Genomic DNA, 12169 nt, shown 5'->3' on the forward strand with positions numbered 1-12169 from the left:
GCTTCGTCGTCATCGCAAGATCCCTGGTTCAAAAACAGGGAATCACATCCACACAATTTTGCAACAGGCCCACGAGGGGGGAGATCGCTCTCCCTAAGCCAGCGTGCGCTCGACGATATCGCGCAGATCCGCCGACAGGTTTTCGGCGCCGGCGATCGACAGCAGCGCTTCCCTGGCCTTGGCTTGCCGCAAAGGTTCGAGCGAACGCCACGATCTGAGCGCCGTCGCCAGCCTTGCCGCCACTTGCGGGTTGCGTTTTTCGACCTCGAGCACAGTCTGAGCAAAGAACCAGTAGCCTTCGCCGTCAGCACGATGGAAGCCGGTCTGGTTGGCGCTGGAGAAGGTGCCGATCAGCGAGCGAACTCGATTTGGATTGCCCATCGAGAAGGCCGGGTGGTTGGTCAGGGCCTTCACGGTGTCGACGGTTTGCGGCCCCGGAACGCTGGCCTGGATCTGGAACCATTTGTCCATGACCAGCGGGTCGGACCCATAGGTCGTCTCGAAAGCCGCCAGCGCCTCGACCGTCTCGGGCGAACCGTGGTGACGATGCGCGAGCACGGCAAGTGCTGCCGCGCGGTCGGTCATGTTGGTCGCCGACTGGAAATGCCCGGCGGCGAGTGCTGCTCCACCCGGCTGCAGCGACAGATAATCCAGCAAGGTGTTGCGCAAGGCGCGTCGTCCGGCGCTCGCCGCGTCGGGGCTGAACGCTTCTCTGTCGGCAAGGCTGCGGTAGAGGCCCGAAAAAACGTCCCGGTTCGCAGTGCCGATCGCCAACGCCACTGCCTCGCGAGCGGCATAGATGGCATCGGGGTCGATGTTCCTGCCGATGTCGCGGGCGATGTCGGCTTCGCCGGGCAATGCCAGCGCCAGTGCTCGATAGGCCGGCTCCAGCGTCTCGTCACCGACGATGCTGCCGGCGAGTTCGATCAGCCGCGGTGCAAAGGCCGGCTGCTTGCCGCCGAGGACCTCGCGGAAGGCTGATATCAGTGCATCAGTCAGCAATGTGTTGAAGGCCTGCCAGCGCGAGAAGGCGTCGCTGTCATGGCGGGCGAGAAAGAACTGGTCGTCGGCTTTCTGCTCGACGGACAATGTCACCGGCGCCGAAAAGCCGCGGTTGAGCGACACGGCCGGGCGCTCGGTGACGCCTGAGAACCGCACCATGTGGCGACGCTTGCGGATATGGATGACGCCGTCCTCGACGCTGGCGCCTTCGACGCCGCTATACGGCACAGGCTTGCCGCCGGCGCCGATCAGGCCGAAAGCCAGCGGGATGTGCATCAGCCGCTTGCGGCTTTCGGACGGTGTCGGCGGCACCGACTGCTCGATTTCGAGCGTGAATTCTTGCGCGGCCGGATTGTGCGTCGAACTGATCGTCAGGTTCGGCGTTCCCGCCTGATGATACCAGAGCGCGAACTGCGACAGGTCGCGGCCGGACGCATCCTCGAACACCTTGATGAAATCCTCGATCGTCGCCGCGTCACCGTCGTGCCGCTCGAAATAGAGGTCCATGCCGGCGCGAAAGACGTCGGCACCGAGAATTGTGCGGATCATGCGCACCACTTCGGAGCCCTTCTCGTAGACCGTCGCGGTGTAAAAATTGTTGATTTCGCGGTAGCGGCGCGGCCGCACCGGATGCGCCAGCGGACCTTGGTCCTCGGGAAACTGGTGGGCGCGCAAGGTGCGCACTTCGGCGATGCGCTTGACCGCGCGCGAACGCTGGTCGGCAGAGAATTCGTGATCGCGGAAAACCGTCAGGCCTTCCTTCAGGCAGAGCTGGAACCAGTCGCGGCAAGTGATTCTGTTGCCTGTCCAATTGTGGAAATACTCATGCGCGATGATCGCCTCGATATTGGCGAAATCGGCGTCCGTCGCGGTCTCCCGGTCGGCCAGCACATATTTGTCGTTGAAGATGTTAAGGCCCTTGTTCTCCATCGCGCCCATGTTGAAGTCGGACACGGCGACGATGTTGAAGACGTCGAGATCGTATTCGCGGCCGAACGCCTCCTCGTCCCATTTCATCGACCGCTTCAGAGCATCCATCGCGTAGCCGGCCAGGTTCTCCTTGCCGGGCTTGACATAGATGCCGAGTTCGATCGTGCGGCCCGATAGCGTGACGAAACTGTCCGCAAGCTGGCCGAGATTGCCGGCCACCAGCGCGAACAAATAGGACGGCTTGGGGAAAGGGTCGTGCCACACTGCATAGTGCCAGCCGTCGCCGAGGTCGCCCCTGTCGACCGGGTTGCCGTTGGACAGGAGCAGCGGCGCTTCGTCACGTATTGCCTCTATGCGCACCGTGTAGACGGACAGGATGTCGGGACGATCGAGGAAATAGGTGATGCGGCGAAAGCCCTCGGCTTCGCATTGCGTGCAGTAGACATGGCTCGAGCGGTAGAGGCCCATCAGGGCTTCGTTGCCGGCCGGCGCCACCTCGGTCTCTATGAGCAACTGGAAGCGACGCGCCGCCGGCGGCTTGAGGATGGTCAGTTGATCGGGCGTCGCCAGCAGATCCGCCGGCTTTACCTTGTTGCCGTCGATCTCTATGCGCTTGAGGGTCAGCCCGTCGCCGTCGAGCACCAGCGGTGCCGACACGGAGACGTCGTCACGACGCTCTATCGTGAGCACGGCGGTGACACGCGTTGCGTCTGGCGAAAGGCGGAAGGTAAGGTCGGTTTTCGGAATGAGGTAGTCGTTGGGGCGATAGTCTTCGAGTTTGAAGACCTGGCCGGTGTCCGTGCGCATTCCGTGGGTTTTCCTGTCGATTGCGTTGGCGGCGGATTGTGTCCGCTGGTCCAAGAAATTTGAAGTCCGCGCTCTTTACACGAAACCGCCCCTCGACAAAACTGAGGCAATGCCTATTTCAGGCGTTCCTTCTCCTGTCATCATCACGAGGCATCCATGACCGTCGTCACACCGAAATTCGGCATGGGCGCATCCGTGCTGCGGCGCGAGGATGCCGCCTTCATCCAGGGCCAGGGCCGCTATACCGACGACATCCAGCCGGCTGGCGTCCTGCATGGCTATGTCCTGCGCTCGCCGGTCGCCAAGGCCAGCTTCACCATCGGTTCGACCGAGGCGGCGAAGGCGGCACCTGGCGTCCATCTGGTGCTGACCGGCAAGGATCTTGCCCATCTCGGCGATCTGAAATCCGGCGTCATGCAGGAACAGCCGGACGGCACCAAGGCTCCGACGCGCGACATCCCGATCCTGTGCCGCGACCGCGTCAACTATGTCGGCGATGCCGTTGCCTTCGTCGTCGCCGACAGCCGAGCCTTGGCGCAGGATGCCGCCGAACTGATCGATGTCGACTATGACGGCGAAGATGCGGCCTCCGGGACGGCAAATGCACTTGCCGAAGGCACGCCGCTGGTCTGGCCGGAGCTTGGTTCCAACCGCGCCTTCAGCTACCACATGGGCGACAGGAAAAAGACCGAAGCGGCCTTCGCCAAGGCCGCCCATGTCACCCGCATCGAGTTCGTCAACAACCGGCTGGTGTGCAACTACATGGAGCCGCGCTCCGCGATCGGCGAATGGAACGTCGAGGAGAAGCGCTTCGTGCTGACCACCGGGTCGCAAGGCGTGCACTCCATGCAGTATATCCTGGCCAGCGTGTTCAAGATCAAGAAGGACCAGCTGCGCGTCATCACGCCTGATGTCGGCGGTGGTTTCGGGCCGAAGAGCTTCGTCTACCGCGAATATCCGCTGGTGCTGGAAGCGGCAAAGCGGCTTGGCCGCCCGGTGAAATGGGCCGGCGACCGCACGGAACACTTCCTGACCGACGCGCAAGGGCGCGACAATTTCGTCACGGCCGAGATGGCGCTGGACAAGGACGGCCGCTTTCTCGGCATGAAGGTGGACCTGCTCGCCAACATCGGCGCCTATATCTCGCAATACGGTCCGTTCATCCCCTATATCGGCGTCACCATGTCGACCGGTGTCTATGATATCCAGGCGCTCGACGTCTCGGTGACCGGCCTCTACACCAACACTTGCCCGGTCGATGCCTATCGCGGTGCCGGCCGACCGGAAGCAGCCTTCCTGCTGGAAAAGCTGGTCGATGCCTGCGCCCATGATCTCGGCCTGCCTGTCGAAGAGATCCGCCGCCGCAACTTCATCCGGCCGGAGCAATTTCCCTATCGGACGCAAACCGGCCGCCTCTACGACACCGGTGAATTCGAAGGCCATATGGAGCGCGCCATTGAGCAATCCGAATGGAAAGCGTTTCCGGAGCGGCTGGCGCAATCGAAGGCCGGCGGAAAAATCCGCGGTCTCGGCATGGCGACCTATATCGAGGCCTGTGCCTTTCCGGGCTCCGAACCGGCCTTCGTCGAACTCAATGGCGATGGCACGGTGACGCTGAAGATCGGCACCCAGACCAACGGGCAGGGGCACGCCACCGCCTATGCGCAGTTCCTGTCGGAAAAGCTCAATCTCGACATCGACAAGATCCATGTCCGCCAGGGCGACACCGACGAATTGAAGGCCGGCGGTGGCACTGGCGGCTCGCGCTCCATTCCGCTGGGGGGTGTATCGGCTTCCCGCGCGGGCGAGGATCTGGCCAACAAGATCAAGCGCATCGCAGCCGACGAACTGGAGGCTTCTGCCGGCGACATTGAGCTGTCTGATGGTGTTGCCCGCATCGTCGGCACCGATCGCTCGATCGATTTTTCCGCCATCGCCAAGGCCGCCAAGACATCAGACGATCTCAAGGGCTTTGGCGAGTTCGTGCAGGACGAATGCACCTATCCCAACGGCACCCATATCTGCGAGGTCGAGATCGATCCCGACACCGGCGCGACCGAGATCGTCCGCTACACCATCGTCGACGATTTCGGCGTCACCGTGAACCCGATCCTGCTCGCCGGCCAGGTGCATGGCGGCGTCGTGCAAGGCATCGGCCAGGCACTGACCGAAGACACTATCTATGGCGAGGATGGACAGCTTTTGACGGCGAGCTTCATGGATTACGCCATGCCGCGCGCCGACAATTTCCCGTTCTTCCATTTCGAGACCCGCAACGTGCCTTCGACCACCAATGCACTCGGCATCAAAGGCGCGGGCGAGGCCGGCACCATCGGCTCGACCCCGGCGGCACTCAATGCGGTGACCGACGCGCTCTGGCGCGCTTATGGCGTCAAGCACATCGACATGCCGGCAACGCCCGCGCGTATCTGGGCGACGATCCGAGAAGCGTCGGGAGCGTGACAGCAGGCCCCGGCAGCCCCCCGGCCACAGCCAGCGATGATGCCGGCGGGCACGACACGCTTACCGGCATCATGCTCAAGATCGTGTCGGTGGCGGTCTTCGTCGGCATGCAGACCTGCATCAAAGCCGCAGGCACGGTTCCGGCCGGCCAGATTGTCTTCTTCCGCTCTTTCTTCGCCATCTTCCCGATCATCGCCTTCCTGGCTTTCAGGAAAGAACTCGGCACTGCCTTCACCACCAGGCGTCCGTTCAACCACATCGCCCGCGGCCTGGTCGGCGTCTGCGCCATGGGGCTCGGCTTTTTTGCGTTGACCCGACTGCCGCTGCCGGAAGCGATCACGCTGAACTACGCGCAGCCGCTGCTGGTGGTGGTGTTCAGCTCCATCTTCCTCGGCGAGGCCATCCGTGTCTATCGCTGGAGTGCGGTCGCGGTCGGCCTGGTCGGCGTGCTGATCATCTCCTGGCCGGAACTGACGCTGCTGAGTTCAGACGAGGCGCTCGACGACCAGGAAGTGCTCGGCGTCATGGCCGCTCTTGTCGCGGCGGCGATCTCGGCCGTCGCCATGCTCTTGGTGCGCAATCTCGTGCAAAGCGAGCGCACAGCGACCATCGTGCTGTGGTTTTCTGTGACGGCGAGCGTCATGTCGCTGCTGTCGCTGCCATTCGGCTGGCAGGCGCTGACGCCGCTCCAGGCAGCTCTCCTTGTTGCCGCCGGCTTCTGCGGCGGCCTCGGCCAGATCCTGATGACGGCGGCCTATCGCCATGCCGAGGCCTCGGTGGTGGCGCCGTTCGAATACACCTCGATGATCCTCGGCGTCGTCGTCGGCTATCTCGTCTTCGGCGACGTCGCCACGCTCCATATGCTTGTCGGCGGCCTGATCGTCGTCGCCGCCGGCATCTTCATCATCTGGCGCGAACGCCAGCTTGGCCTGGAGCGCACCCGCACGCGCAAGGCGTCTTTGCCTGAAGGGTGATTACGACAGCTCGGCTCGCTCCTTCGCCAACCGAACCAGCACTGTCCTCGTCTGTTCATCGGCGGGGAAAAACGATTCGATCGCCAGTTCCGAAAGCGTCACGTCGAGCGGCGTGCCGAAGACAGTGATGGTGCTGATGAACGACAGCACCTGATCGCCATGCGCCAGCCTGAGCGGATGCACGATGGCATTCGGCTCGACGGACACCGGCCGGCTGCCTTTCAAGCCGGACGGGTAACTGCGCAATTCGCGCTCCAATTCGACCAGCACAGGGTCACCGCTCGCGTCGTTCTGGTGTTTCAGGCGCTCGAGCAGATGCGTTCGCCATTCCTGAAGGTTGACGATGCGCGGTGCGATGCCGCCGGGATGCAGGCTGAGGCGAAGCACGTTGACCGGCGGCGTCAGCAGCGAAGCCTCGCTGACATCGTCAAGGAAGGGTGCAATGGCGGCATTGGCCGAAACCAGGTTCCAGTGGCGGTCGACGGCGAGTGCCGGGAAAGGCTCGTGGCCTTTGAGGACGATCTCGACGGCCGCCATCGCCGGCGCCAGCGTCGTGTCGGTCAGGGAGCGTTCGCCGAAGCTGGGCGCAAAACCGGCGGCGAGCAGCAATTGATTGCGTTGCCTCAGCGGTATCGACAATTGCTCGGCCAGATGCAGCACCATGTCGCGCGAGGGCGCGGCGCGGCCGCTTTCGACGAAGCTCAGATGCCGCTGCGAGATCTCGGCCTCCATGGCGAGGTCGAGCTGCGACATGCGGCGGCGGGTGCGCCATTCGCGAATGAGGCTGCCGGCGGACGTTTGGGGTGTTGTCATGAGGCATGATTAGGTCGAGAGCAGACGTATTTCAATTACCTCGGAGGTTATCGGTACGGCATCCATGTCGGAGATTGGCTACTCGCCAAGCCTCAGCCAACTTCCCGCAGCTTTGCCTTCACCTCGAGAAAATCCCGCCACGCCAGCTTCTTGTGCGCGGGCGTTCGCAAGAGATAGGCCGGGTGCAGCGTGGGCATTGCCGGAATGGCGATGCCGGATGCCGTCGTGTGAACGCGCCAATTGCCGCGCAGCCGCAATATGCCCTCCGAGGTGTTGAGCAAGGTCTTGGCTGACGGGCCGCCAAGGTTGATCAGCACCTTGGGATTGACCAGTTCGATCTGCCGCTCGATGAAGGGCCGGCAGATCTCGGTTTCGTGCGGCGTCGGCGTGCGATTGCCCGGCGGCCGCCAGGGAATGACATTGGCGATATAGACTGAAGTGCGGTCGAGTCCGATCGCCGCCAGCATGCGGTCGAGCAGCCGGCCCGATCGGCCGACGAAGGGCAGGCCCTCGATGTCCTCATCGCGGCCGGGTGCCTCGCCGACCAGCATGACGGCGGCTTCCGGGTTGCCGTCGGCGAACACCAAGCTCTTGGCGGTGGCCTTGAGATTGCAGCCGTCGAACGCCGCCATGTGCTGGCGAAGCTCGTCAAGCGTTGTTGCCGTCGTTGCCAATTGGCGGGCAAGTGCTGCCTGAATTTCGTCGGGAACCGTGGCCGACGGTGCGCGCAAAACAGGTGGCGCATTTGGCCTGTCGCCCCCTTCGGGGCGATTTGTCGAACGCTGCTGTGCGGCGGTGTCACCCGAAGGCGCTGCGGTCGGCGCGCGCTCCATCGGCTTTGGCGAGACCTCGGTGAACCGGTTCACCGGCTGCTCTTCGAGCGCCTCGTCGACACCAACGCTGGCATAAAAGGCCAGCAGGTCGGCAATATCAGGTCTGTTGGTTGGGGAAGCGGCAGTCATCGATTCACATTCGTCCGCGTGGCGGCAATTTGCAAGGCTGGCAGTTTCTCTACCAGGGCAACGAACCCGGGTTAACGGGTTCCTTCGGAGCCTTTCGCCGGCGCGTTGGCTGACGGAGCATCAAACGAAAAACCCGCCTGTGTGAACTGACCCCCGAAAGTTGGACATCCACCTTCGGGGGTTTTCATGTCCAAACACAGCGAGAGTTTGAAGCGCACTGTTGTTGATCGTTATTTGAGTGGTGAAGAGAGCTATGCGAGCGCCGGTGCAGCCGACGGCGTAGATGCTGCAACGGTGCGCAAATGGGTTGCGAGCTATCAAGCGCACGGGGTTGCCGGCCTCGCTCGCAAGCTCAGCCACTATGACGGCGAGTTCAAGCTGTCGGTTCTGCACCGGATGTGGGAGGATGGACTGTCCTGCCGACAGACGGCCGCGCTGTTCAATATCCGCAACGCCGGCTGCCTTCCGGACTGGGAGAGGCGCTACGAAGCCGGTGGGATAGAGGCGCTCGCGCCGCGCCGCAGAGGAAGGCCGCGATCGATGTCAGACCAGCCGTCGCCTGGCGAGCCGCCCGTGGCGCAGAGTGATGAGACCAAGAGCCGCGAAGAGCTGCTTGCGGAACTGAACCATCTGCGCATGGAGAACGCCTACCTAAAAAAACTGGAGGCCTTAACGCAGGGACACGCGCCCAAAAAGCGCAAGCTGTCCAAGCGTTAAGGCTGCTCTATCCGCTCGATGGTCTGCTCAAACTGGCAGGGCTTTCCCGCAGCACGTTCTACTATCGACAGAAGGCGTCCCGCGTCGACCGCCATGCTGGTCTCAAGGAGAAGATCAGAGCCGTCTTCGACAGCCACAAGGGCCGCTACGGTTATCGCCGGGTGGCTGCTGCACTGCGCCGGCTCGGTCATGTCGTCAATCACAAGGCGGTGCAGTGTCGGATGGTGGAGATGGGATTGAAGTCGCTGGTCAGGCCGAAGAAGTATCGCTCCTACAAAGGCGGCATCGGAAGGACGGCTCCCGATCTCATTCAACGCCAGTTCAACGCTGACAGCGCCAACCATAAATGGGTGACCGATGTGACGGAGTTCAACCTGGCGGGCGACAAGCTCTATCTCTCACCGGTCATGGACCTTTATAATGGCGAGATCATCGCCTTCGAGACCGCAAGGCGACCGCTCTTCAAGCTGGTGGAAAATATGCTCGCCAGAGCGCTGGACCGGCTCGACCAAACCCAACGGCCCATCCTACACTCCGATCAGGGATGGCAGTATCAGACGCCTGCCTACCAGCGCAGGCTCCAGGCACGAGGCATTGCCCAGAGCATGTCACGCAAAGGCAATTGCCTCGACAACGCACCTATCGAGAGCTTCTTCGCAACACTCAAATCCGAGCTCTTCTACCCCAATACCTTCGAGAACGTTCAGAGCCTCAAGGCCAGCATCGAGGATTACATCCACTACTACAATCATGATCGCATCAAACTGAAACTGAAAGGGCTGAGCCCTGTGCAATACAGAACCCAGCCCTTAAATCTGCCGCCACCTTAAACTGTCCAACTTTAAGGGGTTAGTTCAGTGCGGCGGGTCACTGGCGCAAATCAGCACCATAGGCAAAAATGTACCATAGCTGAGGTCACCGAGTCAAGAAAAAATTCCTATCGTCTATCCCGTCGGTATGCGCGGATCCTGCACCAGATAGAAGGTCCAGCGCGGCGTGTAGTCGGTCATCAGGAATTCGAACCTGGCGGTTTTCAACGGGTCGACCTTGCCATTCCGGAACAGCAGCCGGTCATAGGGTTCGAAATCGCGATCGAAATCGGCGAAATTGCTCGACAAAATATTGTCCGGCGTCTTGTTGCGCTGGTCGAAGGAAAGCCCGTCGCCGAACACGCTCGGCTGGTTCAGGATCTCCTGCAATTCGAACTGGAATTCGACCCAGGCCTGGCCGCTATTGTTGAGCACCTCGATGCGCATATACATCATGCCGTTGGCGAATTCGCCGGCCTTGCCGAAGGCCTGGATCGGCTTTGTCGTGCGGATCGTCAGCGTCACCGGCGTTGACGAATTCAGCTCTTCGGTGATGACGAACGGATCGTCCTTCGTCCCGATGCCCGAGGCGCCGGTGATGCGAAAGCCGCCAAGCTCGTCGGAGAAGGAGTAGGCGCCTGCCGCCCAGACCTTCACTTCGTCGGCGGCAGCGTGATGCGGCGCCAGCATCAGAAGGGCCAAAAGGAGCGCCCGGCGGATCCGGCCGGGCGGGAAAAGAAAGCGCGTCGATGAAAAGCCGGCTGGCCCAGGAATGCGCATGGCGTGAAGTATGGCCGATAAGCAAGCCGTCGAACAATTAAAAACGCGCGCTTCGCAGGCAATGCCGGGCGAAAAGCAGTCTTCCAGCCTCGCAATGCGCGACTTTTTGGCCAAAACGGCATTGTCACGTATGCGCCGGTTTCCTGTCGTCAATTGATGCGCTATGCAGCGCGGGAGCCAGCAAGATACCCGAATGGGATAAGCCAGTGCGGAGGGGTTGATGAGCGACATCGAACGCGAAAGCATGGAATTCGACGTGGTTATCGTCGGCGCCGGACCGGCGGGCCTCGCCGCTGCCATCCGCCTCAAGCAGGTCAATCCCGAGCTTTCGGTCGTCGTCCTGGAGAAGGGCGGTGAGGTCGGCGCCCATATCCTCTCCGGCGCCGTTGTCGATCCGATCGGCATCGACCGGCTCTTGCCGGGCTGGCGCGATGAGGACGGCCATCCCTTCAAGACGCCGGTCACATCAGACCATTTCCTGGTCCTTGGTCCTGCCGGCTCGTTTCGCCTGCCCAACATGCTGATGCCGCCGCTGATGAACAATCACGGCAACTACATCGTCTCGCTCGGCAATGTCTGCCGCTGGCTGGCGACCAAGGCCGAGGCGCTCGGCGTCGAGATCTATCCGGGCTTTGCCGCTGTCGGCCTGCTCTACAATGAGCAAGGCGCCGTCACCGGCGTCGTCACCGGCGACATGGGCATCGAGAAGGACGGAACGCACGGTCCGGGTTTCGCACCCGGCATGGCGCTGATGGGCAAATATGTGCTGATCGGGGAGGGCGCTCGCGGCTCGCTCGCCAAGCAGCTGATCGCCAGATACAAGCTTTCCGATGGCCGCGAACCGGGCAAATATGGCATCGGCCTGAAGGAACTCTGGCAGGTCAAGCCGGAGAACCACCGGCCGGGCTTGGTCCAGCATTCCTTCGGCTGGCCGCTTGACTTGAAGACCGGCGGCGGCTCGTTCCTCTACCACCTCGAGGACAATCAGGTGGCGGTCGGCTTCGTCCTCCACCTCAATTACAAGAACCCCTATCTGTCGCCGTTCGAGGAATTCCAGCGCTTCAAGACCCATCCGGCGATCAGCGGGACTTTCGACGGCGCCAAGCGCCTCGGCTATGGCGCGCGCGCCATCACCGAGGGCGGCTGGCAGTCGGTGCCGAAACTGTCCTTCCCCGGTGGTGCGCTGATGGGATGTGCGGCGGGCTTCGTCAACGTGCCGCGCATCAAGGGCTCGCACAATGCCGTGCTGTCCGGCATGCTGGCGGCCGAGCATGTCGCAGAGGCGATCGGTGCCGGGCGCGCCAACGACGAACTCGCTTCCTACGAGGAAGCCTGGCGCGCGACCGACATCGGCAAGGATTTGAAGAAGGTGCGCAACGTCAAGCCGCTGTGGTCGCGCTTCGGCACCATCGTCGGTGTCGGCCTCGGCGGCCTCGACATGTGGCTGAACACGCTGTTCGGTGTCTCGCCCTTCGGCACGCTGAAGCATGGCAAGGCCGACTATGCGACGCTCGAGCCTGCCGCCCAGCACAAGAAGATCGCCTATCCGAAGCCCGATGGCGTGCTGACCTTCGACAGGCTGTCCTCGGTGTTCCTGTCCAACACCAATCACGAGGAAAACGAGCCGGTCCACCTGCTTGTCGGCGACATGGAACTGCAGAAGCGGTCCGAGCACGATGTCTTTGCGGGCCCCTCGACGCGCTACTGTCCGGCCGGGGTTTACGAGTGGGTCGACAAGGATGGCAATGCCGCCGCCGATCCCACGGCCAAGGATGTGCGCTTCGTCATCAACGCGCAGAACTGCGTCCACTGCAAGACATGCGACATCAAGGACCCGAACCAGAACATCAACTGGGTGCCGCCGCAAGGCGGAGAAGGCCCGGTCTACCAGGGCATGTAGGCCCGCGCCGGC

General features: G+C 62.4%; 9 protein-coding genes. 5 read left to right on the plus strand and 4 right to left on the minus strand.

The window, feature by feature from the left end; translation table 11 throughout:
- Positions 1-93: 93 nt before the first annotated feature.
- Complete coding sequence (gene pepN, locus NKH06_RS28810) at positions 94-2739, minus strand: aminopeptidase N (protein WP_352894816.1); 2646 nt, start codon at positions 2737-2739, stop codon at positions 94-96.
- A 156-nt stretch (positions 2740-2895) separates the two neighbouring features.
- On the opposite strand from pepN, the gene NKH06_RS28815 reads away from it, so the two are divergent.
- Together NKH06_RS28815 and NKH06_RS28820 are read left to right on the plus strand one after the other, a co-directional pair.
- On the plus strand, positions 2896-5202 hold the full coding sequence (locus NKH06_RS28815; RefSeq protein WP_352730658.1) for a xanthine dehydrogenase family protein molybdopterin-binding subunit: 2307 nt from the start codon (positions 2896-2898) through the stop codon (positions 5200-5202).
- Positions 5199-6176, plus strand: a complete 978-nt coding sequence (locus tag NKH06_RS28820; RefSeq protein WP_128303009.1) for a DMT family transporter — start codon at positions 5199-5201, stop codon at positions 6174-6176. The genes NKH06_RS28815 and NKH06_RS28820 overlap by 4 nt, the downstream gene beginning before the upstream one ends.
- Here NKH06_RS28820 and NKH06_RS28825 read toward each other — a convergent pair whose 3' ends face one another.
- Positions 6177-6989: a helix-turn-helix domain-containing protein gene (locus tag NKH06_RS28825; RefSeq protein WP_023812827.1), complete on the minus strand. Its 813-nt coding sequence runs from the start codon at positions 6987-6989 to the stop codon at positions 6177-6179. It abuts the gene before it with no gap.
- A gap of 92 nt (positions 6990-7081) precedes the next feature.
- A complete protein-coding gene (locus NKH06_RS28830) occupies positions 7082-7951 on the minus strand; it encodes a uracil-DNA glycosylase (RefSeq protein WP_352630804.1) in 870 nt (289 codons plus the stop codon).
- Between the two features lie 186 nt (positions 7952-8137).
- Between NKH06_RS28830 and NKH06_RS28835 the strand changes: the two genes are divergently transcribed.
- Positions 8138-9498 (plus strand): IS3 family transposase gene (locus NKH06_RS28835; protein ID WP_502914513.1). Its coding sequence is split into 2 segments (ribosomal slippage): positions 8138-8623 and positions 8626-9498, totalling 1359 coding nucleotides; the frame shifts between segments, so codons are not numbered across the junction.
- 114 nt (positions 9499-9612) lie between these two features.
- Here NKH06_RS28835 and NKH06_RS28840 read toward each other — a convergent pair.
- Positions 9613-10257, minus strand: a complete 645-nt coding sequence (locus NKH06_RS28840; protein ID WP_352894819.1) for a hypothetical protein — start codon at positions 10255-10257, stop codon at positions 9613-9615.
- Between the two features lie 10 nt (positions 10258-10267).
- Between NKH06_RS28840 and NKH06_RS28845 the strand changes: the two genes are divergently transcribed.
- Both NKH06_RS28845 and NKH06_RS28850 read left to right on the plus strand, forming a co-directional pair.
- Positions 10268-10414, plus strand: a complete 147-nt coding sequence (locus tag NKH06_RS28845) for a hypothetical protein (protein WP_155930595.1) — start codon at positions 10268-10270, stop codon at positions 10412-10414.
- Positions 10415-10477: 63 nt separating this feature from the next.
- Positions 10478-12157 carry an electron transfer flavoprotein-ubiquinone oxidoreductase gene (locus NKH06_RS28850; RefSeq protein ID WP_023812833.1) on the plus strand — a complete coding sequence of 560 codons (1680 nt, stop codon included), beginning with the start codon at positions 10478-10480 and terminating at the stop codon, positions 12155-12157.
- Positions 12158-12169 lie beyond the last annotated feature (12 nt).

This window comes from Mesorhizobium sp. M1342, assembly GCF_040317955.1.
Lineage (GTDB): Bacteria > Pseudomonadota > Alphaproteobacteria > Rhizobiales > Rhizobiaceae > Mesorhizobium.